Genomic DNA, 25,910 nt, shown 5'->3' with positions numbered 1-25,910 from the left:
GGCAAGGGTTAGCGTGCGGCGCATCACGACCAGAGGAAGGCGTCGATGAGACCCACGCCGATACCGCGCACCGCCCTGCTGGCCCTCGTCCCCCTGCTCACCCTCACGCTCGTCGGCACTCCGGTCGCCGCGCATCCGGCCGCCGCCGCTGTCCGGTCGTCCGACGCCGCCGTGTTCGCCCCCACCGGCGCCGCGCAGTGGCGTGCCGAACCCACCGCCGAGGCGCTGCTCAAGGCGGGCGACAACCCGGCGCGCGCCGAGCAGTTCTACTTCGTCCTGCCGGACCGCTTCGCCAACGGTGACCCCCGCAACGACCCGGGCGGGCTGACCGGTGACCGGTTGCGGACCGGGCTCGACCCGACCGACAAGGGCTTCTACCACGGCGGTGACCTCAAGGGCGTCATCGACAGGTTGGACTACATCCAGGGGATGGGCACCACGGCCATCTGGCTCGCCCCGGTCTTCAAGAACCGGCCGGTGCAGGGTGCCGGCAACGACATCTCGGCCGGCTACCACGGCTACTGGATCACCGACTTCACCCAGGTGGACCCGCATTTCGGCACCAACGAGGAGATGAAGCGGCTGGTCACGCTCGCCCACCGGCGCGGCATCAAGATCTACCTCGATGTGATCGTCAACCACACCGCCGACGTGATCAAGTACGCCGAGGACACGTACGCGTACGTGGACAAGGCGACCTCGCCGTACACGGACGCGCAGGGGCGGGCGTTCGAGGATCGCCACTACGCGGACGGCAGCCGCGCGTTCCCGCCGGTCGACAAGGAGTCCTTCCCGTACACCCCGGTCCTTCCGGAGCCGGGTGACGCGAGCGTCAAGGTTCCGGCGTGGCTGAACGACGCGACCATGTACCACAACCGGGGGGACTCGACCTTCGCGGGCGAGAACAGCGAGTACGGCGACTTCTTCGGCCTCGACGACCTGTGGACCGAGCGGCCCGAGGTGGTCCGGGGGATGACCAAGGCGTACGGGGACTGGATTGGCGCGATCGGCGTCGACGGGTTCCGGCTGGACACCGTGAAGCACGTCAACATGGAGTTCTGGCCGCAGTTCAGCCAGGGCATCGAGCGGGCCGCCGAGAAGGCCGGCAAGAAGGACTTCTTCATGTTCGGTGAGGTGTACAGCGCCGACCCGGAGGTCAGTTCCCGCTACGTGCGGCAGGGTGGCCTGCCGGCGACTCTCGACTTCGCCTTCCAGGAGGCCGCGCGCGGCTACACCGCCGGCGCCGGCTCGGCGAAGGCGCTCGCCGACGTGTACGCCCGCGACGACCTCTACGCCGCCCGGGACACCGACGCGGGCCGGTCGCCCACCTTCCTCGGCAACCACGACATGGGCCGGATCGGGTCGTTCATCGCCGGCGGTGGCACCGACCCGGCCAGCCACCTGCGCCGCGACCAGCTCGCGCACCAGCTGATGTTCCTGACCCGGGGTCAACCGGTGATCTACTCCGGCGACGAGCAGGGCTTCACCGGACCCGGCGGGGACAAGGACGCCCGGCAGGACATGTTCGCGTCGAAGGTGCCCGACTACCTCGACGACGACCTGCTCGGCACCGACCGCACCCACGCCAGCGACCAGTTCGACACCGGCCACCCGCTGTACCGGACGATCGCCGAGCTGGGCCGGCTGCGCCAGGCGCACCCCGGGCTGCGCGACGGTGTGCAGGTCACCCGGTACGCCGCCGACGGCCCGGGCGTGTTCGCCGCGTCCCGGATCGCCCCCGCCGACCGGACCGAGTACGTGGTGGCGGTGAACAACGCCGACACCGCGCAGACTGTCACCGTGGACACCTGGTCGGCCGGCGCAACCTTCACCGGCATCTACGGCGGCAGCCAGACTGCCACGGCCGGCGCCGACGGCAAGCTGAGCCTGACCGTGCCGCCGCTGTCGGCGGTGGTGTACCGGGCCGGCACCCCCATCGCGCAGGCGGCCGGCAAGCCGACCGTCACCATCACCAGCCCGGCCCCGGACGCGCCGGTCGCCACCCGGGCCGCGGTCACCGCCCAGGTGACAGGTGACCCCCTCGCCACCGTCACCGTCGCCGCCCGGGTCGCGGGTGGGCGGTGGACGTTGCTGGGCAGCGCGGACCACGCGCCGTACACCGTGCAGCACGACCTGACCGGCCTGGCCGGCGGCACCCGGATCGAGTACAGGGCGGTGGTCCGCGACGGCCGGGGCCGCACCGCGACGGCCCGGTCCACCGCCACCGTGGGTACGCCCCCGCCCGGCGGTTCGCGGGACTGGGCGGTGGTGCACTACCAGCGCCCCGCGGGTGGGTACGACGACTGGGGGCTGTACGCCTGGGGTGACATCGACCCGGCGTACGTCACCGAGTGGCCCAGCGGGCAGCCGTTCGCGGGAGAGGACACCTACGGCCGGTTCGCGTGGGTGAAACTCAAGCCGGGCGCGACGTCGGTGAACTTCCTGGTCGTCGACAAGGCTGGTACGAAGGACGTCGCCCAGGACCGCAGCATCGACGTCACCTCCACCGGGGAGATCTGGCTCAAACAGGGCGACCCGACGATCTACCCGACCCGGCAGGCAGCCACCGGTGAGCCGGACCCGCCGGTCGAGGAGGGCACCGCGGTGATCCACTACCGGCGGGCCGACAACACCTACGACGGCTGGGGCCTGCACGTGTGGGACGGCGCGGCCAACCCGACCGAGTGGTCGACGCCGCTGAAGCCCGTCCGGACCGACGCGTTCGGGGCGGTGTTCCAGGTGCCGCTGGCGGCCGGCGCGAGCGCGCTGAACTACATCATCCACAACGGTGACACCAAGGACCTGCCCGACGATCAGCGGCTCGACCTGGCCGGCGCGGGCCGGGAGGTGTGGCTGCTCGCCGCCACGCCGGGCCGGTTGCTGCCGACGACGACGACCACCGCCAGCGGGGACACCGACATCGGCAAGCAGAAGGCACACTGGATCGACAGGTCCACCGTGGCGTGGCAGACGTCGCCGACCGACGGCAGGACGTACGCGCTCGTCGTCGCGCCCGAGGGCGGGGTCGGCGTGGCCGACGGGGAGCTGACCGGGACGTACACGACGTTGCCGTTGCGGGCGCAGCGCAACGGGCTCACCGAGGCCCAGCGCGCGAGGTTCCCGCACCTGTGGTCGTACCGCAGCTTCGCCCTGGACCGGGGCGACCTGGCCAAGGTCCCGGCGGCGTTGCGGGGGCAGGTGCTGGTGACCGAGCGCGACGCGGAGGGTGCCCTGCTCGCGGCGACCGGCGTGCAGATCCCCGGGGTGCTCGACGACGTGTACGCGCGGGCCGCCGACGCCACCCTCGGGCCGACGTTCGCGGGCCGGACGCCGAGCGTCGCGCTGTGGGCGCCGACCGCGCGGACGGTGGCGTTGCAGCTGTTCGACTCGCCCACCGCCGCGCCGAGGACCGTGCCGATGCGGCGCGACGACCGCACCGGTGTGTGGTCGGCGCGCGGCGACCAGAGCTGGGCCGGGAAGTACTACCGGTACCAGGTGCGGGCGTGGCAGCCCGCCGCGCAGAAGATGGTCACCGCGGCGGTGACCGACCCGTACTCGGTGGCCCTCGCCGCGGACTCCACGCACAGCCAGCTGGTCGACCTGAACGACCCGGCGCTGGCCCCGGCGGGCTGGCGGACGCTGCGCAAACCGGCTCCGGTGCCCCCGGCGAAGGCGCAGATCACCGAGCTGTCGGTGCGGGACTTCTCCATCGCCGACGAGACCGTGCCGGCCGAGCGGCGGGGGACGTTCCTCGCCTTCACCGACCCGAAGACCGCCGGCATGACCCACCTGAAGGCCCTCGGTGACGCCGGTGTCAGCCACCTGCACCTGCTGCCGGCGTTCGACTTCGCGACGATCCCGGAGCGGCGGGCCGACCAGCGTCAACCCGCCTGCGACCTGGCCGCGCTCCCGCCGGACTCCGCCGAACAGCAGAAGTGCGTGGCGGCGGTCGCCGACACCGACGGCTACAACTGGGGATACGACCCGCTGCACTACACCGTGCCCGAGGGCGGCTACGCCGTCGACCCGGCCGGGGCGGCGCGGACCACCGAGTTCCGGCGGATGGTCGCCGGGGCGAACGACGCCGGCCTGCGGGTCGTCATGGACGTGGTCTACAACCACACGGCCGCGGCCGGCACCGACCCGAAGTCGGTGCTCGACCAGATCGTGCCCGGCTACTACCACCGGTTGCTGGAGGACGGCACGGTCGCCAACTCCACCTGCTGCGCCAACACCGCTCCCGAGCACGCCATGATGGGCAAGCTGGTCGTGGACTCGCTCGTCACCTGGGCGCGGCAGTACAAGGTGGACGGCTTCCGGTTCGACCTGATGGGTCACCACCCGAAGGCGAACATCCTGGCCGTCCGCGCGGCGCTGGACCGGCTGACCGTCGCCCGCGACGGCGTGGACGGCCGGTCGATCCTGCTCTACGGCGAGGGCTGGAACTTCGGCGAGGTCGCCAACGACGCCCGGTTCGTCCAGGCCACCCAGGCCAACATGGCCGGCACCGGCATCGGCACCTTCAACGACCGGCTGCGCGACGCGGTGCGCGGCGGCGGGCCGTTCGACACCAACCCACGGGTGCAGGGCTTCGCGTCCGGGCTCTACACCGACCCGAACGGCGACACGGTCAACGGGTCACCGGCCGAGCAGAAGGCCCGCCTGCTGCACGCCCACGACCTGATCAAGGTGGGGCTGACCGGCAACCTGCGCGGCTACCGGTTCACCGACACCGCCGGGCGGCAGGTCACCGGGGAGCAGGTGGACTACAACGGCTCCCCGGCCGGCTACACCGCCGCGCCGGGGGAGGCCGTCACCTACGTCGACGCGCACGACAACGAGATCCTGTACGACGCGCTGGCGTACAAGCTGCCGCAGGCCACCTCGGCGGCGGACCGCTCCCGGATGCAGGTGCTGGCCCTGGGCAGCGTGGTGCTGGGGCAGGGCACCGGGTTCGTCACCGCCGGCACCGAGCGGCTGCGGTCGAAGTCGCTGGACCGCAACTCGTTCAACTCCGGTGACTGGTTCAACCAGATCCGCTGGGGTTGTGAACGGGGCAACGGGTTCGGCGCCGGTCTGCCGCCCGCGCCCGACAACGAGGACAAGTGGTCGTACGCGTTGCCGCTCTTGGCGGACCCGGCGCTGGTGCCGGACTGCGCGGCGATCAACACCACGAACGCCCGGTACGCCGAGTTGCTGCGCATCCGGGCGTCGTCGCCGGTGTTCGGGCTGGCCACCGCCGAGCAGGTGCAGCGGCGGGTGGCGTTCCCGCTGTCCGGGGAGCAGGAGACGCCGGGCGTGCTGACCATGACGCTGGACGCCCGGGGGCTGGGCGGGGCGTGGCAGTCGGTGACTGTCGTCTTCAACGGCACCCCGGAGACGGCGACGCAGACGGTGGCCGACCTGCGCGGTGCGGATGTGGCGCTGCACCCGGTGCTCGTCGACTCGGCCGATCCGGTGCTGCGTACCGCCTCGTTCGACCGGGCGGCCGGCACGTTCAGCGTCCCGGCGCGCAGCGTGGCGGTGTTCGTCCAGAGGTAGTGAACGTGAACCGGCCCCCTTCCGCGTGGCGCGGAAGGGGGCCGGTGCGTTGTGCTGGCGCTACCTCTTCGATCAGGCGAAGCAGTTCTCGATGCTGCCGCCCGGGATGGCCAGGCAGTTCGTCGGACGGTTCGCGGTGATGGCGGACTTGTCGTCCACGTTCACCTCTCCGAAGAAGCTGAAGACACCGCCCGGCTCGAAGGTGGAGAAGTTGTGGGCGACCTTCGTCTTCGACAGGTTGACCTCGCCGAAGATGTTGAAGATGCCGCCGCCGACCCCGATCGGACCCACGGCCCGGTTGCCGACGACCTCGCTGTCGCGCAGCGTGGTGACGCTGCCAGCGTTGAAGAGCCCGCCGCCGAAGAAGCCGGCGGTGTTGTCCTTGACGGCGCTCTTCTCGAACGTGACCGCGCTGTCGAAGGCGATGGCCACACCACCACCGACACCGGCGGTGCTGTTCTTCTCGATCACGACGTGGTGCAGGTTGAGCTGGCTGTCCGCCGCCGCGAGGCCGCCACCGGCGAGGACCGCGGTGTTCGAGGCGAACTTCGTCTCGTACGCCGTGGTGTTGCCCTCGATGTCGAGGTAGCCGCCGCCGAAGCCGAGCGTCTCGTTGTCGGTGATCTCGGCCTTCTTGAGCTCGACGGTCCCACCGTTGACGTCGTCGGTGAAGATCTCCGCGGCGCCGTTGGAGATACCGCCACCACCGATGACGGCGGTGTTGTCGGTGATCTTCGACTCCTCGACCTTGAGCAGGCCGGCGTTGAAGACACCGCCACCGAAGAAGAAGGCGGTGTTACGGGTGACGGTGCTGTGCCAGATCTTCGTGGTGCCGAAGTTGGCCACACCGCCGCCGTTGCCGCCGGACTGGTTCAGGACGACCTCGGACTCCAGGATCTCGGCGGTGCCGCCCGGCTGGACCAGGATGCCGGCGCCGTCGTTCTCCTCCGGCTCCTCGACGAGCGGCGTGACGACGCCCGGCGTGACCTTCTTGGTGACCTTCGGCGCGGCCTTCAGGCCTGCCTTCGGGTTGGCCTGTCGGGTGCTGAGCGCCTGGGCCAACGGGGTGCCCGCCTTCACCTGCGCGGCGAGCGCCTCGGAGTCCGAGTAGGCCGCCCAGACCGCGGCCGGCTCGACGCCGTTCTCCAGCTCGAGGGTCTGGCCACCCTTGATGGTCAGGCCCTTGATGGTGAGGTGACCACCGGCGCCGACGTTGAGGATGCGGAAGTAGTCGGCCGTGGCTTCCCGGGAGATCGTGGTGTGCTCACCCTTGAGGGTGATGTGCTCCGTGATCACCGGAAGGCCGTTGCCCTCGTAGTCGTTGCGGGTCAGGTTGTAGGTGCAGCCCTTGGCCAGCTCCAGCACACCGCCGTGCTTGTTGTTGGCGAACACGATGGCCTGAATCAGCTTGTCGGTGTCGCAGGGCACCTCCTTCCCGCGCTCGTGGTCCTTGTCCCGGTCCTTGTCCTTGTCCTTGTCCCGGTCCTTGTTCCGGTCCTCGTCCTTGTCCCAGTCGCGTGCCTCGTCACCCCGCTGGTCGCCGTCCTTGCTGACCTGCGCGGTGTTCCAGTTCAGGCCGACCGCTCCGGCGCTGCCCGCGACGCCAACCGCCGCGAGACTGATCACGCCCGTCAAACCGGCCACGCCACTGGCGAGCCAGAGCTTGCGGCGGCGCTTGGCCGTCGCCCGCCCGGAGGCTTCGTTGTTCGTTAGGTAGTTGGACATCGGAGCTCTCTGCCCTCTCCTCGTACCAGACAGGGTCGCCGCCGTCAGACGGGTGTCCCCTGCTACAAATCGGTTGTAGCTCCCAAAACCACCGTATGAGAAGGTTCCTCGCCTCGCGGGCTTATCCGAGAGAACCCCACATTCGGTTCATGTTGCGTCGGGAAGGGCCGGGACACCCCGCCGGACCCACTGCCGCCCAGGACGGCCGTAGAACCCTCTTGACCTGCCAAAACGGGTACGCCCCTCCGAGCCGGTGACGGCACGGAGGGGCGTACCTCTCTATGTGGTTCAGCCCCACCCGATCAGGCGAAGCAGTCCGAAACGTTGAAGCAGTTGGTCGGGCGGTTGGCGGTGACCGCGGACTCGTCATCAAGCGTCACGGTGCCGCCGAAGCTGTTGAAGATGCCCCCCGGCTCAAGGGTGGAGAAGTTGTGCGCCACAGTCGTCCGGTGGAGTCTGACCTCGCTCCCGTCGGCGTTGACGATGCCGCCGCCGCGGGCGATCGGACCGACGGCCCGGTTGCCCACCACTTCGCTGTCGCGCAGCGTGGTGACGCCGTCGTCGTTGTAGAGGCCGGCGCCCCACAAGATCGAGGTGTTGTCCTTGATCCTGCTGCTCTCGATCGTCGCGACGCTGTCGGAGCTCACGAACAGGCCGCCACCCTCGCGAGCGGTGCTGTTCCTGACCACCGTGGCGTCCTTGAGGGTGAGCTGGCTGTCCGCCACCGCGATGCCACCACCCTCGAGCGCCGCGGTGTTGTCACCGACCGTCGTCTGGTGCAGCGTCGTGGTGCCCTCGACATCCAGCACGCCGCCGCCGAAGCCGAGCGTCTCGTTGTCGGTGACCTCGCTCTTGTAGACCCAGACCGAACCGCCCACAACACCCTCGCTGCGGATCGCCGGCGCGCCGTTGGAGATGCCACCGCCACCGATGATCGCGGTGTTGTCCTTGATCTTCGACTCGTCGACCTGGAGTACGCCGGCGTTGAAGATGCCGCCGCCGGCGAAGAAGGCGGTGTTGTGCGCGACCGTCGTCTTGCTGAGCCTGGTGCTGCCGAAGTTGGCCAGCCCACCGCCGTTGCTACCGGACTGGTTGTAGAGCAACTCGCTGTCCAGGATCTCGGCCCGACCACCGGGTTGCACCAGCACCCCGGCACCGTCGGTGAACCCGGGCTCCTCGACCAGCGGCGTCACCGCCGACCCGGCCGGCGCCGGCTTCGCCAGCACGGGCATGGCCGGTGCGGCCTTGACGGCCGTTGTTGCCGCTGCCGTGGCCGGTCCGGCCTTGGTTGCTGATGCCGCCTTGGCCGCGGGTGCCTCGGCGGGTGCCGCCTTGGCCGCGGGTGCCTCGGCGGGTGCTGCCTTGGCGGCCGTTGTCGCGGCGGGCTTCGCTGCCGCCTTGGCCGCTGTTGTTGCGGCGGGCTTGGCTGGTGCCCCCTTGGCGGCTGGTGCCCCCTTGGCCGCTGGTGCGGCGGCCTTGGCGGCGGGTGCTGCCTTGGTCGCCGGTGCTGCCTTCGTCGCCGGTGCCGGTGCGGGCTTCGCTGCCGTGCCGGTGGCGGTGGAGCGGGCCAGAGCCGAGTACGGCGCCCAGACCGCCGCCGGGTCGGCGGTTATCGGGGACTGCAGGGTCTGGCCGCCCCTGATGCTCAGGCCCTTGAGGGTGAGGCGCCCGCCGGGGCCGACGTTGAGGATGCGGAATTCGTCGGCGGTGGCCTCCCGGCCGATGGTGGTGTGCTCGCCCTTCAGGGTGATGTTCTCGGTGATCACCGGAAGGCCGTTGCCGTCCTGGTTACGGGTCAGCGTGTAGGTGCAGCCCTTGGCCAGATCCAACACGCCGCCGTCCTCGTTGTTGGCGAAGGTGATCGCCTGGATCAGCTTGTCGGTGTCGCACGGGACCTGCCTGCCGCGGTCCTTCTCGTCGCGCTTGTCGTCCTGGCGCTTGTCGCCTTGGCGCTTGTCGTCGCCGGACCGGTCGTCGAAGCCGCTCCAGTCGTCGCCGCCCCACTCGTGGTCCTGAGCGTCGGTTTCCTTGGCGCCGTTCTCGTCCGCGCCGCCAGCGTCGCTGACGTTCTGCCGGTTGGTCGACGGCTGCGCGTCGGACACCTGGTCGGATTTGGGCTTGTCATCCCGGGCGGCCACACCGCCGAGGGCCGCCAGGCCGACCACGCCGGTCAACCCGGCAACGCCGGCGACCCACAGCGCCCGCCGTCGTCGTGTCGGCGGAGCTGTCGAGGCCCCGCCGTCGGTACTCGTTACGTCGTTGGACATCAGAGCCTTCCGCCCTCTCCTGCTACCAGACGGGATCGCACCGCCCGAGGCGCCACGACCAGCTACAAATGGGTTGCAGCCTCTGATCCCCACCGTATGAGAACCATCTTCGCGACGCGGACTTATCCGAGATAACCCCGCATTTGGCGCAGGCCGGATGAGGCCGGGCAGGCGGTCCGGGCCGGTGAAAAGGGCGTGAGCAGCGCAAAGGCGGCTCTGACGGGCGAATGTCACCGCCATCGCGGGACAGGCAACGCCCACCGATCCACGTGCCGCCCGCCGACCCACGTGCCGCCCGCCGACCACGCCGCAGGCGTGCCCACGGGCGTGATCCACTCGGGTTTCAGTACAGGGCGGTGTCCGTGCGGCCTGGATGGGGCGGTTTCCGTGAAGCCGAGTGGATCACGGGAGTGGTCGGCCGCCACGGGTGCGGGCTGCCGCTACCCGGGCGGCGCAGCACGGTGCTTGGCCGAGCCGGAGGTCTTGTCAACACCGGCGCACCGGCGCTGGGCCGGGCCGGAGGTCTTCAACACCGGCGCACCGGCGCTGGGCCGGAGCTCGTCGACAACAGCGCACCGGCGTCGCCGGGCCGGTGGTCGGCTGGCGGCGGCGCCGGTGCGGTGGTCGGGCGGCGGGGCTGGTGCGACGGTCAGCCGGGCAGGCGGGGGCCGGCCTCACGCTGCTCGGCCAGCCAGGTCTCCACCTCGTCGGAGGTGCGGGGCAGCCCGGCCGACAGGTTCACCGCGCCGGACGCGGTGACCAGTACGTCGTCCTCGATCCGGATGCCCACGCCGCGCAGCTCGGCGGGGACCAGCTCGTCCTCCGGCTGGAAGTACAGGCCGGGCTCGACGGTGAGCACGTAGCCCTCGCCCAGCGCGCCGTCGCGGTAGGTCTCCTTGCGGGCGTTGGAGCAGTCGTGCACGTCGATGCCGAGCATGTGGCCGAAGCCGTGCAGCGTCCACCGCCGGTAGACGGTCGACTTCTCGTCCATCGCCTCGTCCACGCTCACCGGCAGCAGGCCCAGTTCGGACAGGCCCTCGGCGAGCACCCGCATGCAGGTCAGGTGGACGTCCTTGAACGTCACTCCGGGACGGATGGCGTCGATGCCGGCCTGCTGCGAGGCGTACACGATGTCGTAGACCTGGCGTTGCAGCGCGGTGAACCGGCCGTTGACCGGCAGGACCCGGGTGACGTCGGCGGTGTAGAGGTTGCGGCCCTCGACGCCCATGTCCATCAGCAGCAGGTCACCCGGGCGGGTGGCGCCGTGGTTGTGCACCCAGTGCAGGATCGTGGCGTGCTCGCCGGCGCCGACGATCGAGCTGTACCCGACGTCGTTGCCGTCGTGCCGGGCCCGCAGCGCGAAGACACCCTCCAGGAGCCGCTCGGACACCGCGCGGTCGGCCGGGAGGATCCGGGCCACGTCCTCGAAGCCGCGGACGGTGGCGTCGATCGCGTCCTGGAGTTGGCCGATCTCCCACTCGTCCTTGACCAGCTTCATCTCCGAGATGGCGATCGCCAGCTCCCGGTCGCGGGCCGGCTGGCCCTCGGCGCGCGGGCCGTCGTAGGCGCGGACGGCCGCGTCCACCTGGGCGTCGAAACCGCGCAACACCCGGGTACGCCCCGGCGCCAGGTCGGCGAGGGTCGCCTCCAGGCCGGTCAGGTCGGCGGTGGGCAGGCCCAGCTCGGTCGACTTCTCGCTGAGCGTGTGCCGCCGGCCCACCCACAGCTCGCCGTTGCGGCTGCGGAAGAACTCGTCGGTCTCCCGGGACGATCGGGGCCGCATGTACAGCGTCGCGTCGTGCCCGGAGCCGTTGGGGCGCAGCACCAGCACGCTGTCGGCGTCGTGGTCGCCGGTCAGGTAGGCGAAGTCACTGCCCGGCCGGAACGGGTAGTCGGTGTCGTTGGCCCGGACCTTCTCGGTGCCGGTGGGGATGACGAGCGTCTCGCCGGGGAAGGCCGCCGAGAGCGCGGCGCGCCGCTTGGCGTAGTTCGGCGTCTCCGGCCGGGGCGACACGGGGAGCGCGGTGTCGCGCCAGCCCTGCCGCATGAAGGACAGGAACGCCTCCGGGAAGTCCGGATCGTGCGATTCCGTGCCGTCCGTCGGCGTACCGTCGGTTTGTCCCTCGGTCATTGCGCCGCTCCCTCCGCCTCGTTGCTGATCCCGACGGTACCGCGCGCCCCGGTTCGCGCTGACGCCCCCGGGAGTCGGGTGGATCGACGGACGGCTGCAAGGGCCGACAGCGCGCGTGGAAAGATGGCCACCATGTGCGGACTTCTGGCCTTCTTCAGCGCGAACGGCAACGCCGCAGCGCATCGCGACCACATCGCCGGAGCGTTGGAATGCCTGCACCACCGCGGCCCCGACGAGACCGGGGTCGAGGTGGTCGGCGACGCTTCCGGCCGGTACGCGGACGGCGTGTTCGCCCACAAGCGGTTGGCCATCATCGACGTCGCGTCGAGCCACGAGCCGCTGCCCTACGCGAACGGCCGTTACCTGCTCACCTTCAACGGTGAGATCTACAACTACATCGAGCTGCGCGAGGAGTTGATCAGGAACTTCGGCGCGCAGTTCGCCACCGCCGGTGATGGCGAGGTGATCGTCGCCGGCTACCACTTTTGGGGTGAGCAGGTGCTCACCCGGCTGCGGGGCATGTTCGCCTTCGTCATCTGGGACCGGCAGGAGCGGCGCGCGTTCGGTGCCCGCGACTACTTCGGCATCAAGCCGATGCACTACCTGGAGACCGCCGACGGCCTCTACCTGGCGTCGGAGAAGAAGGCGCTGCTGCCGTTCGCGCACAGCAACTACCAGGGTGACGCGGGCGTCGACACGGCCAACCTGAGCCACTACCTGACCCTTCAGTACGTCCCGGAGCCCGGCACCCTGCACAAGGGCATCAGCCGGATCGGCTCGGGGGAGTACCTGAACTGGACCCCGGGTGGGCGCATCGACGTACGGCGGTGGTATCGGCCGGTGTTCCGGCCGGCGCCGGTTGACGACGAGCAGAAGCTGTACCACGAGATCCGGGAGACGCTGCGGGAGAGCGTGCGCATGCACATGCGCTCCGACGTGCCGGTCGGCTCGTTCCTGTCCAGTGGCATCGACTCGACCGCGGTGGTGGCGCTGGCCCGGGAGTTCAACCCGAACATCCTCACCTTCACCGTCGGCTACGACGTCCCGGGTTACTCCGAGATCGACGTCGCCCAGGAGTCGGCGCGGCACCTGGACGTCACGACGATCCCCACCAAGATCGGTCCGCAGGACATGATCGACGCGCTGCCGAAGATCGTCTGGCACCTGGACGACCCGGTGGCCGACCCGGCGCTGGTGCCGCTCTACTTCGTGGCCAAGAAGGCCGCCGAGCACGTCACCGTGGTGCTCTCCGGCGAGGGCGCGGACGAGTTCTTCGGCGGCTACACGATCTACCGGGAGCCGCTGTCGCTGGGCACCGTCAACGGCCTGCCCGGCGGGGTGCAGAAGGGTCTGCGCGCGGTCTCCAAGGCGATCCCGCAGGGCGTCAAGGGCAAGAGCTTCCTGGAGCGGGGCACCACCCCGATCGAGGAGCGCTACTACGGCAACGCGCGGATGTTCACCGAGGAGGAGAAGCAGCACCTGATGCGCCGCTACGACCCCTCGGTGCGCTACACCGACGTCACCGCCCCGATCTACGCCGAGTGCACCGAGCTGGACGACGTCACCAAGATGCAGTACGTCGACCTCTACACCTGGCTGCGCGGCGACATCCTGGTCAAGGCCGACCGGATCTCGATGTCGCACTCGTTGGAGGTGCGGGTGCCGTTCCTCGACCGCGAGGTGTTCGACGTCGCGGCGAAGATCCCGGTGGACCTGAAGCTGCCGCCGCGCTCCGACGCCACCAAGTACGCCATGCGTCAGGCGTTGCAGGGTGTCGTGCCGCCGGCCATCGTCAACCGCAAGAAGCTGGGCTTCCCGACCCCCACCCGGGTCTGGCTGCGCGGCGAGATGTACGAGTGGGCCCGGCACGTGCTCAGCACCTCGGGCGCGGGTGACCTGCTCGACCTGTCGTACGCGCTGCGGCTGCTCGACGAGCACAAGCGGGAGGAGGCCGACCACTCCCGCAAGGTGTGGACGGTGCTGATCTTCTGCATCTGGCACGCGATCTTCGTGGCCAAGACCCTCGACCCGGGCATCCAGCGCAACCAGTCCGCCCTGCTCACGAAGCCGGTGGTCGGTTCCATGGTCCGCTGACACCCACAACGACCAAGAGGTTTGCGTCACCGGAACGACTCCGGATGACGCAAACCTCTTGATCGTTTCAGGGGGTGGCGGCTACTTGCGGGCGCAGGTGACCGTCGGGAGTCCGTTCGTTCCTGTGCTGCTGGCCAGGAAGCCGAACGTGGTGGTGCCCTCCGGTGCGACTGTGCCGTTGTAATTGACGTTCGTCGCCGTCACCGACGAGCCGGACGACGTCTGGGTGGCGCCCCAGATCTGACTGATCGCCTGCCCGTTCGGCCAGGTCCAACTCGCGGTCCAGCCATTGAACGGCGTACTGCCGTGGTTCATGATCGTGACCTCGCCCTGGAATCCGCCCTGCCAGGCGCTGCTCACCTTGTAGACCGCCATGCAGTCACCGCCCGGCGGTGGCGTGGTCGGGTTCGGCGGCGGGGTCGTCGGGTCCGGCGGCGGCGTGGTGGGGTTGGGCGGCGGGGTGGTCGGGTCCGGCGGCGGGGTCGTCGGGTCGGGCGACGGCGAACCGGTACCCGGACCCACCCCGGTCACCTGACCGTTGCCGCCGTCGAAGGTCACGTCGGAGCAACCGAAGAAGTTCTCCTGCGAGTCCGAGCGCACCCAGCGGGAGTAGATGATGTGCCGGCCACTCTTACCCGACGGCAGGTTGCCGCTGAAGTAGTAGTGCCCGTCGTTGGTGCCGACCGCGCCGCGCTGCGGCGGGTTGGTCACCGTGAGGAACGGCTGCTCCAGGTCGCTCCAGGCCAGGGCCCGGGTCGGGCTCCAGCTGTCCTTGGTCACGTAGAAGTAGAACGTGCCCGGGTGGTGCGCCCAGTTGCTGTACTTGAAGTCCAGCCGCGACCCGGCGGTCAGGTGGGTCAGGGGCCAGTCGGTGCGGGGCAGGTCGTAGCCGCGGAAACCGGTGGCGCCGCCGCTGCACAGCTGCCCGTCCGGGATGAAGCCGGTGGTGCGGCCGCCAGCGTCGGAACGCAGCACACTGAACCAGTTGTAGAGCGAGTTCGCCCCGCTCTGCGCCACCGCGGCGGAGCACGCGGGGTTGTTCGGCCGGATCTCACCGGTCTGGCTTTTGCCGTCCTGCCAGCACAGGTAGGTGCGGCTGCCCGGGGTCATCGCCGCGCCGTGGGCGGCGGCCGGCTGGGGACTGGACGCCAGGGCGACAGCGCCCAGCGCGAGGGTCATGGCCGCGGTGAGCAACGCGGCCGTACGGGAACGGTTCACGGGTTCTCCTGACTCGCGAGGCGCGCCGCCCGAGCCGCCCCGCCGCGAACGGACGGGACGTGGCCTGCTCGCCCCGCTGAAATGAGCGGTGCGACGATCACGGCGACGTGCCCCGGCGAAGCCCAGCCGGTGGACGCGTGCCATCAACGGTCCTGTCAGGGACCGGCGCCCTCGCGTGTGTCGAACCCGGCAACCGGTGGCGCGGCAGCCCTCGCACCGCCCGGTACACGTCATCCCATCACGCCACGCCACGCCAGCGCAATAGCTGTCCCTCGATGGATGAGTTGACCCACCGGCCGCCGTTCAACGCCATATCCTGCGGACGGGGACGACGGAGGCGGAGAGGTGACGGCCGGTGCCGGACGTGTTCGACGAGGTGCACCGCCGGTGCCGCGCCGGTGAGCCGGTCGCGCTGGCCACCGTCGTGGCCACCTGGCACTCCGCACCGCAACCGCCCGGCGCGGCGATGGCGGTGGCGACCGACGGCACGGTCACCGGCAGCGTCTCCGGCGGCTGCGTCGAGGCGGACCTCTACGAACGGTCCCGCCGGGTCTTGGACACCGGCGCCGCCGAGCTGATCCGGTACGGCGTCAGCGACGACGACGCGTTCTCCGTGGGTCTGACCTGCGGTGGCATCCTCGACGTGTTCGTGGAGCGCGTCGAGGCCAGCGCCCTGCCGGGGCTGGCGGCGGTCGCCGCCGCCCGCCGAGACGGCCAACCGGCGGCGGTGGTCATCTGCGTGGCCGCCGACGCCGGCGATCCACCGGGCGCGGCGCCGACCGATCCGGCTCGACGGTTGGGCCGGCGACTGGTGCTGACCGGCCAGCAGTCGATCGGGTCGCTGGGTGACGACCGGCTCGACGACGCCGCCCGCGTCGACGCCCTCGGGCTGCTCGCCGCCGGGCACAGCGGGGTGCTCCGGTACGGCTACCACGGGCAGCGGCGCGGCAGCGGCATCAGCCTCTTCGTGACCGCGTACGCCACCCCGCCTCGGATGATCGTCTTCGGGGCGATCGACTTCGCCGCCGCGGTGGCCCGGATCGGCGCGTTCCTCGGCTACCGGGTCACCGTCTGCGACGCCCGAGGAGTCTTCACCACCGCCCGGCGCTTCCCCGAGGCCGACGAGGTGGTGGTGCAGTGGCCGCACCGCTACCTGCGAACGGAATTGGACGCGGGCCGGACCGACGGGCGGACCGTGGTGTGTGTCCTCACCCACGATCCGAAGTTCGACGTGCCGGTGCTGGAACTGGCGTTGCGCCACCGGTTGGCGTACGTCGGCGCGATGGGTTCGCGGCGCACCCACGACGAGCGGCACAAACTGCTGCGCGAGGCGGGGCTCGGCGCGGAGCAGCTCGCCCGGCTCGCCTCGCCGATCGGGTTGGACCTCGGTGGTCGTACCCCGGAGGAGACCGCGGTGAGTGTGGCCGCGCAGATCGTCGCGGCCCGCTGGGGTGGCACCGGTCGCCCCCTCGCGGCGCTCGACGGGCCGGTCCACCGGCCCGGGTAGCCCGTGCACCGCTTCGGTGCCCGCCGAGCGGCGCGCTGTGCCAGCCTGGGGGCACGGCGATCGGCTCGGCGTGCGGCGGCCGGTGGTTGGTGACGACGAGAGGATCGGCATGGGGTACGCGGTGGTACTCGGCGAGGCACTCGTCGACCTGCTCGACACCGAGCGCGACGGGGAGCGGGTCTACCGGCAGGCGATCGGCGGCGGGCCGCTCAACGTCGCCGTCGGGGTGGCCCGCCTCGGCGGTGCGGCACAGTTCGTCGGGTCCCTCGGCGACGACGTGCTGGGCGGCCGGATCCGCGCCTTCCTCACCGCAGCCGACGTCGGGGTGGCCGGTGCGGTGACGGTGCCGGCGCCGACCACGCTCGCGGTGGTCACCTACGCCGGGCCGGAACCCGACTTCCGTTTCTACGGCGAACCGGCGTCCTACGGCCTGCTCGGCCCCGACGACCTGGATCTCGCGCTGGTGGAGGGCGCCGACGTGCTCTCCTGCGGCTCGATCGCGCTGCTCCAGCCCGGCCCGCTGGCCGCCGCCCGGCGCGCCTGGTCGCTTGCCACGGGTCTGCGGGTCTTCGACCCGAACGTGCGCCCCCGGGTGCTGACCGGGCCGGAGGCGCTGGACGGGCTCCGCCAGGTGGTGGCCGAATTCGCCCCCGGCGCGCACCTGGTCAAGCTGAGCTCCGCCGACGCTGGGCTGCTCTACCCCGGTGAACCGGTCGAGGGGGTGGCCGCGTACCTGCGCGAGCTGGGGGCCGCCACGGTGGTGGTGACGCTCGGCGCGGCCGGCGCGGTGCTGGCCGCCGCCGCCGCCGACCCGGTCCGGGTGCCGGCCCCGAAGGTCGACGCGGTCGACGCCACCGGCGCCGGCGACTCGGTGCTGGCCGCGCTGATCGCCGACCTGCTCAACGACGGCGAGCCGGACTCCCCGGCCGGGTGGGTCGAGCGGGTCGCGTTCGCGCTGCGGGTGGCGGGCCTGGTTTGCGAGCGCCCGGGTGGCGCCACCGCCATGCCCACCCGCGCCGACGTCGACCGCCGCTTCCCGGGTTAGGCCTCGCCGTCCAGTTCGCGGTAGCCGCGGCGGGCGGCGACCAGGGCGGCGCGGGCGCCGAAGGGAGCCTCCGCGGCCACCCTCTCGGTCGGCGCGCTGCCGGTGTGCGCGGCCCGGATCAGCCAGGCCAACCGCACCAGGTCGGCATGTTGGGCGCGGACGAACTCGACGTCCACCGGGTCGCCGTGACCCGGCACCACCACCGTGCGCGCGGTGGTCAGCCGCAGCAGGTCCGCGACCGCGTCCGGCCACCGCAGGGGGTACGCGTCCTCGAAGGCGGGCGGCCCGCTCTGCTCCACCAGGTCCCCGGCGACGAGCACGTCGGCGTCCGGCACGTGCACCACCAGATCCGCGTCGGTGTGCCCCCGCCCCGGGTGGCGCAGCAGCACCCGCCGGCCACCCAGATCGAGCGACGTCTCGGTGTGCACGGTGTGCGTGGGGGCGAGCAGCGGGGTGTCGGCCAGCTCGGCGGCGAGCTCGGGATGCTCCTCGCGCAGCTCCGCGTACGCCTCCCGGCGCAGCCCCTCCGGGTCCGTGCGCAGCGCCGTGGCGGCCAGCTCGTGCGCGTACACCGGGCGGGGCGGGTCGCCGGCCAGGATGGCGTTGCCGAAACAGTGGTCGTAGTGGTGGTGGGTGTTGACGAGCGTCAACGGGCGGTCGGTGATCGCCCGGACGGCCGCGGCCAGGTCGGTGGCCTGCGCGGCCGACGAGAGCGTGTCCACCAGCAGCGCCTCGTCGTCCCCGACGACGAGTGTGACGTTGACCCGCAGCAGTGGTTCGCGAAGCACGTGCACCCGGTCGGCGACCTCGACGAACCCGGTGGTCACGACGAACGCCCGGCGCGTTCGACGAAGCGTTGCCGGTCCACCAGGATCCGGTCCACCCGACCCCGGGCCACCGTCTGGTCACCGTCGCTGACCGTGACCTCGAACGACAGCCGGCGACCGTCGACGGTTGCCAGCAGCGCCTGCGCGCGGACCGTCCGGCCGACCACGGTCGGCGCCAGGTGCTCCAACTCGACCCGGGTGCCCACGGTCGTCGACCCGGGCGGCATCCCGGTCGTCGTCGCCGCGACGGTGGCCGCCTCGGCCAGCGCCAGCACCCGGGGAGTGCCCAGCACCGGTACGTCCCCGGAACCGACCGCCTGGGCGGTGTCCGCGTCGGTGACGGTCAACTCGACCTGGGCGGTCAGACCCGGCGTGAAGGCCGGCTCGGGCTGCTCCTGCATGGTCGTCAGCCTAGGTGTTCGCCGGACACGGTGAGCACGCGCCCGGCGATCCGGGCGCACCCACCCGCGACGAGCACCGGGTGGTCCCCGTCGGTCGATGCCGTACCCGTCGTTAACCTTGACGACGATGGCCGTCGTGACTGACCCCCAGCCCCCCGCCCGGACCGACCCGCCCGCGTCCCCGGACGGGGGTCGTCGGCGCGTCGTCGCGATGACCGTCTGGGCGGTCGCCTTCGTCGCCGCGTGGCTGGCCATCGGCCTGCCCACCGACCCGACGTACGCCTTCGTCTGGATCTGGCTCGCGACCATCGCCTGGAACAGCGACCGGCCCTGGCGCAGCCACCTGCGCTTCGCCCGGGACTGGGTGCCGGTGGTGCTGCTGTTCGTGATCTACAACCTCTCGCGCGGGTTCGCCGACAACGGGGCCACGCCGCACGCGATGGAGCTGATCGTCGCCGACCGGTTCATGTTCGGCTGGGCCACCGGCGGGGAGGTGCCCACCGTCTGGTTGCAGCAGCACCTCTACCACCCGCAGGTGCACTGGTGGGACGTCGCCGCGAGCTGGGTGTACTTCTCGCACTTCGTGGTGGCGCTGACCGCCGCCGCGGTGCTCTGGCTGCGCGACCGGCACCGCTGGGCGGCGTACATGCGGCGCTGGGGTTTCCTCTGCGCCGCCGGCCTGGTGACCTACTTCATCTACCCGGCCGCCCCGCCCTGGTGGGCGGCGCAGAACGGCCTGCTCACCGAGGTCGCCCGGATCTCGACCCGGGGTTGGAAGGCGTTCGGCATGCACGGCGCCGGCAACGTGCTCAACGCCGGCCAGATCGCCTCCAACCCGGTCGCCGCGATGCCGTCGCTGCACACCGCGTGGGCGTTGTTCGTGGTGCTGTTCTTCCTGACCGCCACCCGCCGTCGCTGGTGGCCGCTGCTGCTCGCGTACCCGCTGGCGATGACCTTCACCCTGGTCTACTCGGGTGAGCACTACGTCATCGACGTGCTGGTCGGCTGGGCGTACGTGGGGCTGACGTTCCTGGTGGTCGGTCTGGCGGAGCGTGGTTGGGCAGCGTGGCGCGTCCGCCACCCGCGCGCCAGGTCGGCCACGGAACCCCCACCGAATCCCGCCGACCCCCCGCCCGGCGAGGCCCCCACCCCCCGACAACCAGACACCACCACAACCCACCCCGCAATCCCCGCCGACCACTGACCCCCACCCCGGCCCCCCGCCACCGGGGGCGGCGCCGGCGGGTCAGGGTTGGGTGCGGGCTTGGTGGGCTCTTTCGGTCAGGTCCGCAGCCAGGGACCAGGCCTCTGCCAGGTCGCGGTCCTGGGCGGTGGCGCCGGAGCCGCCCGCGGTGTCCGCGTGCACGGTGGCCAACCCGAGACGGCGCTGGATGGGCCCCTGGACCACTCGCACGCTCTGGATCCGGGCGTACGGCACGATCACCAGCTGCCGGGTGAGCCGCCCGGACCGGGTGGCGAAGACCCGCTCGAACAGCCCCGCGCCGAAGGCGGCACGGCCCAGTGGGTGCAGCCAACGGGTCCGGCGCGGAGGTGGGCTCAGCGGGAGCGAGTCGAGGCGTACCCCGGGAAGCACCTCGGCGACGATCATCGTCGCCGTCGGCAGGTCGCCGACCGGCAGCAGCCGGTCGGGCCGGCTGCGGTCGTCGGCCTCCGCGACGGAGTAACCGGCCACCTCCAGCCGCAGCCGCAGCCAGCCCTTCATCCGCCAGAGCAGCGGCCAGGTGGCCCGCACGGTCTGCACCCGCTCCAATGGCACGGTCTGCGCCCGCGTCTCCAGCAGACCGTTGTGCACCCGCAGCGTGGCGCCGTCGCGGGCCAGCCGGAAGTTCCAGTCGTCGAGGACCCGGCGGATCGGTTGCAGCAGCACACCCGCCATCGCGGTCAGGGTGCTCGCCACCGCCACGAACGACCACGACCCGGCGGTGAGGAACTGCACCACGACGAAGGCCACACCGAACGGGAGCAGGAACGCCTGCGGGGTGAGCAGTTGGCTGACCAGCAGGTTCTGGTTGCGTACCGCGTGCAGTGGCCGGCCGGGCGCGGCCGCCGGTGGCGCCGTCGCACCCGGGGCCACCGGGGCGGTCGCGTCGCCGGGCGCGGGTAGCTGCGCCACCCGCCCGGCCAGCGCCAGCAGACGCTCGCGCAGCAGGGCCGCGTCGGCCACCCCGAGGTACGCCAGTGGCGCCTCGGTCTTGCCTCCGCCGACGACCTCCAGGCGCAGCTCGGCCAGGCCGGTGAGCTGGGCGAGCAGCGGCCGGACCACCTCCACGGCCTGCAACCGTTCCAACGGGATGGCCCGGGTACGCCGCCAGAGCAGCCCCTCGTACACCCGAAGTTCCCGGCCGACGACGTGGTAGCCGGTGTTGTACCAGCTGATCACCGACAGCACTGTCGCGCCGAGCGCCAGCACCGCCACCATCGCGGCGAACCAGCCGAAGCCGACCCGGGACAGCGTCGACCAGGACAGCCCGGCGATCACCACGACGAGGGACTTGGCGCCGTGCAGCACCGGGCTGAGCGGGTGCAGTCGCTGCCGGGGTTCGCCCTCGCCGCCGCCGGATGGTGCCGGCCACGGTTCGGGCGCGCCGAACGGGTCGGCGGGAGCCGCGTCGGTGCCTGGCACGCCAGTGGCTGCCGGGCCAGTGGGCAGCACCGGCCCAGGTGGCGTCGGGCCAGCGGGCAGCACCGGCCCGGGTGGCGTCGGGCCAGTGGGTGGCGAGGCGCTCGGCCCGTCGCTCATCGCAGCGGCCCTCGGCGGGGACGGTGGTTGCCCGCGCGGGTGCTCACAGCCCCTCCGCCCGGTCCTCGCCGAGCGCGGTGAGCCGATCGCGCAGCCGGGAAGCCTCCGCCGGCCGCAGCCCGGGAACCCGGGCGTCGCTCGCCGCCGCCGCGGTGTGCAACTGCACGGTGGCCAGGTCGAAGGCGCGCTCCAACGGCCCGGCGCTCACGTCGACGAACTGCATCCGCGAGTACGGCACGATGGAGAGCCGGCGGACCAGCAACCCGTGCCGGACCAGCAGGTCGTTCTCCCGCTCGGCGTACCCCCAGGCCCGGACCGCCCGGCCGATCGCGATGGCCCGCCACACGCCGAGCACCACCACGACGGCGACGGCGAGCCCGAACAGCCACTGGCCGCTGAGCGCCCAGCCGACGGCCGTCACCGCCAGCCCGATGGCGACGACGATCGCCAGCCGGATCAGCTCCACCCAGATCAGGTCGGTGGAGATCGGTTGCCAGTCGACCGTGTCCGGCCAGGGCTCCAGCGGCCCGCGGCCCGCCGGTGCGGCCGTCGAGGCGTCGGGTCCGGAAGGCGGTGGGGCGCCGGGGGTGCTCACGTGTCGAGCGTAGGCGATCCGGGCACCGCGGTGACGGCACGCAGGAAGCCGCGAGCGTCCAGGAAGTCACCGAGGCTGGTCCGATGGTCGGCGCAGGCCAGCCAGGTCTTGCGCCGATCGGCGTCGTGCAGCCGGGGATTGTTCCACTCCAGGGCCCAGACGGCGGCGGCCCGACAGCCGCGGGCCGAACAGACGAGGGCGTCGTCGGCGGTGGAGGGGATGCTCATCCGGGCCAGTCTAGGGGTGGCCGCACGGGAAGTTTGATCGCCGGGCGACCACGGGGGGAGCCGCCCGGCGACGGGGTGAATCGTACACGCGGCAGGCCGGTCCAGGCACACCCTCGACGGGCGATTCTGCTGCCGCGGACGGCGCGGCGAAAATCGGCTTCTCCCCACCTCGACACTCAGCAAGGCATGCGAGTCTTGATACCGCACGAGCCGCGACGACCGACAAACGCTGTGGAGGACCGGTGGCCCAGCCGACCATGCCCGACGCCCCGACGCCGAACGGAGCGGCACCTGCGCCGGTGACCACCCCCGCGCAGGACGCCACCCTGTTGGAGAAGGCGCTGTTCGAGATCAAACGTGTGATCGTCGGGCAGGACCGGATGGTGGAGCGGATGTTCGTCGCGCTGCTCGCTCGCGGTCACTGCCTGCTCGAAGGAGTGCCCGGGGTCGCCAAGACCCTGGCGGTGGAGACCCTCGCCAAGGTCGTCGGCGGGTCGTTCGCCCGGGTGCAGTTCACCCCGGACCTGGTGCCCGCCGACATCATGGGCACCCGCATCTACCGGCAGTCCAGCGAGAAGTTCGACGTCGAGCTGGGGCCGGTCTTCGTCAACTTCCTGCTCGCCGACGAGATCAACCGGGCTCCGGCGAAGGTGCAGTCCGCGCTGCTGGAGGTGATGAGCGAGCGACAGGTGTCCATCGGCGGCGAGAGCCACCGGGTGCCCGACCCGTTCCTGGTGATGGCCACCCAGAACCCGATCGAGCAGGAGGGTGTCTACCCGCTGCCGGAGGCGCAACGCGACAGGTTCCTCATGAAGATCGTGGTGGGTTACCCGACCGACGCGGAGGAACGCGAGATCGTCTACCGGATGGGTGTCTCCGCGCCCGAGCCGACCGCGGTGTTCGACACACCCGAACTGGTCGCCCTGCAACGCAAGGCGGATCAGGTCTTCGTGCACAACGCCCTGGTCGACTACGCGGTCCGGTTGGTGCTGGCGACGCGTACCCCCGCCGAGCACGGCATGCCCGACGTCGCGCAACTGATCCAGTACGGGGCCAGCCCACGCGCCTCGCTGGGCCTGGTCCGGGCGACGCGTGCGCTGGCGCTGCTGCGCGGGCGCGACTACGCGCTGCCGCAGGACGTGCAGGACATCGCGCCGGACATCCTGCGGCACCGGTTGGTGCTCAGCTACGACGCGCTCGCCGACGACGTGCCCGCCGACCACATCGTGCACCGGGTGATGTCGACGATTCCCCTGCCGGCGGTCGCGCCCCGGCAGCAGGCCACGCCGTCGACGATCGCGCCGCCGCCGGGCGCTGGCTGGCCCGGGCAGCGGCCGTGACCTCACCCACCCCTCGTCCCGCCCCCGACCGCAGCGAGGCCGTGCTGTCCCGGCTGCAACTGCTCGTCACCCGCAAACTCGACGGTCTGCTCCAGGGCGACTACGCCGGTCTGCTGCCCGGGCCGGGCAGCGAGGCGGGCGAATCCCGGGAGTACCGCCCGGGCGACGACGTGCGCCGGATGGACTGGCCGGTCACCGCACGGACCACCACACCGCACGTGCGGCGTACGGTCGCCGACCGGGAACTGGAGACCTGGCTGGCGGTGGACCTGTCCGCCAGCCTGGACTTCGGCACCGGGAAGTGGCTCAAACGCGAGGTGGTGGTGGCCGCCGCGGCAGCCGTCACCCACCTGACCGTGCGCGGCGGCAACCGGATCGGCGCGGTGATCGGCACCGGTGGCGGTGTGTCCGCACCGGCCCGCCGCTGGCGTGGCGGAGCCGCACCGCCGGCCGGCCCCGGCGTGCTCACCCGGCTGCCGGCCCGCTCCGGTCGCAAGGAGGCGCAGGGCCTGCTGCGTACCCTCGCCGGCACCGCCATCCAGCCCGGCCGTGGTGACCTGGGCGCCCTCATCGAGATGCTCAACCGTCCGCCCCGCCGGCGCGGGGTGGCGGTGGTGATCTCGGACTTCCTCGCGCCGGCCGAGCAGTGGGCGCGGCCGATGCGCAAGCTGCGGGTCCGCCACGACGTGCTCGCGATCGAGGTGATCGACCCGCGCGAGCTGGAGTTGCCCGACGTGGGGGTGTTGCCGGTGGTCGACCCGGAGAGCGGCGAGCTGCACGAGGTGCAGACCGCCGATCCACGGCTGCGGCAGCGCTACGCCGACGCCGCGACCGCCCAACGGGCCACCATCGCCGCCGCCCTGCGTGGCGCCGGCGCGGCCCACCTGCGTCTGCGTACGGACCGAGACTGGCTGCTGGACATGGTGCGATTCGTGGCCGCGCAGCGGCACGCGCGTACCCGGGGGACGACACGATGATCCGTTTCATGCAACCGTGGTGGCTGTTGGCGGTGCTGCCGGTGCTCGCCCTCGCGGCGTTCTACGTGTGGCGGCAGCTGCACCGGCGGGCGTTCGCGATGCGGTTCACCAATGTGGACCTGCTGCGTACGGTGGCCCCGAAGGGGCTCGGTTGGCGTCGGCACGTTCCGGCGACGGCGTTCCTGCTCTGCCTGCTGGTGCTGGCCACCGCGCTGGCCCGGCCGGCGGTGGACACCCGGGAGCCGCTGGAACGGGCAACCGTGATGCTCGCCATCGACGTGTCGCTGTCGATGCAGGCCGACGACGTGGCGCCGAACCGGTTGGAGGCGGCGCAGGAGGCGGCCAAGCAGTTCGTCGGTGAGCTGCCGGAGAGCTACAACCTGGGTCTCGTGTCGTTCGCCAAGGCGGCGAACGTGCTGGTGCCGCCGGGCAAGGACCGGGACGCGGTGACGAGCGCCATCGACGGTCTGGTGCTGGCCGAGGCGACCGCTACCGGTGAGGCGGTGTTCACCTGCCTGGAGGCGATCCGGTCGGTGCCGGCCGACGGCGCGGCGGGCATCCCGCCGGCACGGATCGTGCTGCTCTCCGACGGGTTCCGCACCTCCGGGCGGGCGGTGGAGGAGGCGGCGGCCGCCGCCCAGGCGGCGAACGTCCCGGTCTCCACCATCGCGTTCGGCACCGACACCGGCCAGGTCGACATCGGCGGGCAGTTGCAGCGGGTGCCGGTGGACCGGTTGGCCCTGGCCGAGCTTGCCGAGACCACCGAGGGCTACTTCTACGAGGCGGCCTCGGTGAGCGAGCTGAAGCAGGTCTATCAGGACATGGGCAGCTCGATCGGCTTCCGGACCGAGCCGCGGGAGGTGACCCAGTGGTACGCCGGGTTGGCGCTGCTGCTGGCGCTCTGCGCCGGGGCGCTCAGCCTGGTGTGGTCGTCGCGGATGCTCTGAGCGGTGCACCGGCGGCGGTCACCGACCGCCGCCGGTCAGCACCACCTCAGTGGCCGCCGCCGGCGAGTACGAAGACGATGGCCACCCAGACGGCGGCGAGGGTGAAGCCCAGCGGGGCGACGTAGCGGCTCATGGACGGCTCCGGGTGGCGGCTGGACGGTCCGCGTGCGGGGGCGGACCGCAGGGGGTGGGGACGCGCACACGAAGTCGTGACCGGGCGGCTCCCGGCGACCGTCGGCGAACCGGACGGCGCGGCACACTCCTCGGCGTGTGCCGAGGAGTGGGGGAGCGGAGCGGGGTCAGCTCA

General features: G+C 71.8%; 17 protein-coding genes. 8 read left to right on the top strand and 9 right to left on the bottom strand.

What is annotated here, in order from left to right:
• Positions 1–45: 45 nt before the first annotated feature.
• Complete coding sequence (gene pulA, locus AB0A90_RS18175) at positions 46–5,541, top strand: pullulanase-type alpha-1,6-glucosidase (RefSeq protein WP_357248709.1); 5,496 nt, start codon at positions 46–48, stop codon at positions 5,539–5,541.
• A gap of 72 nt (positions 5,542–5,613) precedes the next feature.
• Here the strand turns inward: pulA and AB0A90_RS18170 are convergent, their stop codons facing one another.
• The 3 genes from AB0A90_RS18170 to AB0A90_RS18160 all read right to left on the bottom strand — a co-directional run bounded on the left by AB0A90_RS18170 (position 5,614) and on the right by AB0A90_RS18160 (position 11,664).
• On the bottom strand, positions 5,614–7,266 hold the full coding sequence (locus AB0A90_RS18170; RefSeq protein ID WP_357248706.1) for a hypothetical protein: 1,653 nt from the start codon (positions 7,264–7,266) through the stop codon (positions 5,614–5,616).
• Positions 7,267–7,568: 302 nt separating this feature from the next.
• Positions 7,569–9,773 carry a hypothetical protein gene (locus AB0A90_RS18165; RefSeq protein WP_357248703.1) on the bottom strand — a complete coding sequence of 735 codons (2,205 nt, stop codon included), beginning with the start codon at positions 9,771–9,773 and terminating at the stop codon, positions 7,569–7,571.
• A gap of 409 nt (positions 9,774–10,182) precedes the next feature.
• On the bottom strand, positions 10,183–11,664 hold the full coding sequence (locus AB0A90_RS18160) for an aminopeptidase P family protein (protein WP_357248700.1): 1,482 nt from the start codon (positions 11,662–11,664) through the stop codon (positions 10,183–10,185).
• Positions 11,665–11,796: 132 nt separating this feature from the next.
• On the opposite strand from AB0A90_RS18160, the gene asnB reads away from it, so the two are divergent.
• Complete coding sequence (asnB, locus tag AB0A90_RS18155; protein ID WP_088951893.1) at positions 11,797–13,758, top strand: asparagine synthase (glutamine-hydrolyzing); 1,962 nt, start codon at positions 11,797–11,799, stop codon at positions 13,756–13,758.
• A gap of 81 nt (positions 13,759–13,839) precedes the next feature.
• Here the strand turns inward: asnB and AB0A90_RS18150 are convergent, their stop codons facing one another.
• Positions 13,840–14,937, bottom strand: coding sequence for a lytic polysaccharide monooxygenase (locus tag AB0A90_RS18150; RefSeq protein ID WP_357248812.1), 1,098 nt, complete (start codon positions 14,935–14,937; stop codon positions 13,840–13,842).
• A 394-nt stretch (positions 14,938–15,331) separates the two neighbouring features.
• Between AB0A90_RS18150 and AB0A90_RS18145 the strand changes: the two genes are divergently transcribed.
• Positions 15,332–16,483, top strand: a complete 1,152-nt coding sequence (locus AB0A90_RS18145) for an XdhC family protein (RefSeq protein ID WP_357248697.1) — start codon at positions 15,332–15,334, stop codon at positions 16,481–16,483.
• A gap of 109 nt (positions 16,484–16,592) precedes the next feature.
• A complete protein-coding gene (locus AB0A90_RS18140; protein WP_357248694.1) occupies positions 16,593–17,528 on the top strand; it encodes a PfkB family carbohydrate kinase in 936 nt (311 codons plus the stop codon).
• Here the strand turns inward: AB0A90_RS18140 and AB0A90_RS18135 are convergent.
• Both AB0A90_RS18135 and AB0A90_RS18130 read right to left on the bottom strand, forming a co-directional pair.
• Complete coding sequence (locus AB0A90_RS18135) at positions 17,525–18,355, bottom strand: MBL fold metallo-hydrolase (RefSeq protein ID WP_357248691.1); 831 nt, start codon at positions 18,353–18,355, stop codon at positions 17,525–17,527. The two genes, AB0A90_RS18140 and AB0A90_RS18135, sit on opposite strands and share 4 nt — an antisense overlap.
• The gene (locus AB0A90_RS18130; protein WP_357248688.1) at positions 18,352–18,756 is read right to left on the bottom strand and encodes a hotdog domain-containing protein; all 405 of its coding nucleotides are present in this window, start codon (positions 18,754–18,756) and stop codon (positions 18,352–18,354) included. The genes AB0A90_RS18135 and AB0A90_RS18130 overlap by 4 nt, the downstream gene beginning before the upstream one ends.
• Positions 18,757–18,883: 127 nt before the next feature.
• Here AB0A90_RS18130 and AB0A90_RS18125 point away from each other — a divergent pair, with 127 nt between their 5' ends.
• On the top strand, positions 18,884–19,960 hold the full coding sequence (locus AB0A90_RS18125; RefSeq protein WP_357248685.1) for a phosphatase PAP2 family protein: 1,077 nt from the start codon (positions 18,884–18,886) through the stop codon (positions 19,958–19,960).
• Between the two features lie 42 nt (positions 19,961–20,002).
• Here the strand turns inward: AB0A90_RS18125 and AB0A90_RS18120 are convergent, their stop codons facing one another.
• The 3 genes from AB0A90_RS18120 to AB0A90_RS18110 all read right to left on the bottom strand — a co-directional run bounded on the left by AB0A90_RS18120 (position 20,003) and on the right by AB0A90_RS18110 (position 22,339).
• On the bottom strand, positions 20,003–21,517 hold the full coding sequence (locus AB0A90_RS18120; protein ID WP_357248682.1) for a PH domain-containing protein: 1,515 nt from the start codon (positions 21,515–21,517) through the stop codon (positions 20,003–20,005).
• Between the two features lie 43 nt (positions 21,518–21,560).
• Positions 21,561–22,040 (bottom strand): PH domain-containing protein, encoded by a 480-nt coding sequence (locus tag AB0A90_RS18115; RefSeq protein WP_357248809.1) that lies wholly within the window; start codon positions 22,038–22,040, stop codon positions 21,561–21,563.
• Positions 22,041–22,108: 68 nt separating this feature from the next.
• Positions 22,109–22,339 (bottom strand): hypothetical protein, encoded by a 231-nt coding sequence (locus AB0A90_RS18110; RefSeq protein WP_357248680.1) that lies wholly within the window; start codon positions 22,337–22,339, stop codon positions 22,109–22,111.
• A 242-nt stretch (positions 22,340–22,581) separates the two neighbouring features.
• Here AB0A90_RS18110 and AB0A90_RS18105 point away from each other — a divergent pair, with 242 nt between their 5' ends.
• The 3 genes from AB0A90_RS18105 to AB0A90_RS18095 are packed head-to-tail and all read left to right on the top strand — an operon-like array spanning position 22,582 to position 25,603.
• The gene (locus AB0A90_RS18105) at positions 22,582–23,679 is read left to right on the top strand and encodes a MoxR family ATPase (protein ID WP_357248678.1); all 1,098 of its coding nucleotides are present in this window, start codon (positions 22,582–22,584) and stop codon (positions 23,677–23,679) included.
• The gene (locus AB0A90_RS18100; RefSeq protein ID WP_357248806.1) at positions 23,658–24,656 is read left to right on the top strand and encodes a DUF58 domain-containing protein; all 999 of its coding nucleotides are present in this window, start codon (positions 23,658–23,660) and stop codon (positions 24,654–24,656) included. Before AB0A90_RS18105 ends, AB0A90_RS18100 begins: the two co-directional genes overlap by 22 nt.
• On the top strand, positions 24,653–25,603 hold the full coding sequence (locus AB0A90_RS18095) for a VWA domain-containing protein (RefSeq protein WP_357248675.1): 951 nt from the start codon (positions 24,653–24,655) through the stop codon (positions 25,601–25,603). The genes AB0A90_RS18100 and AB0A90_RS18095 overlap by 4 nt, the downstream gene beginning before the upstream one ends.
• Positions 25,604–25,910: the final 307 nt, after the last annotated feature.

This window comes from Micromonospora sp. NPDC049204 (assembly GCF_040647935.1).
GTDB lineage: Bacteria > Actinomycetota > Actinomycetes > Mycobacteriales > Micromonosporaceae > Micromonospora.
The sequence above is the reverse complement of the archived record's forward strand: the minus strand, read 5'-3'. Positions and strand labels throughout refer to the sequence as shown.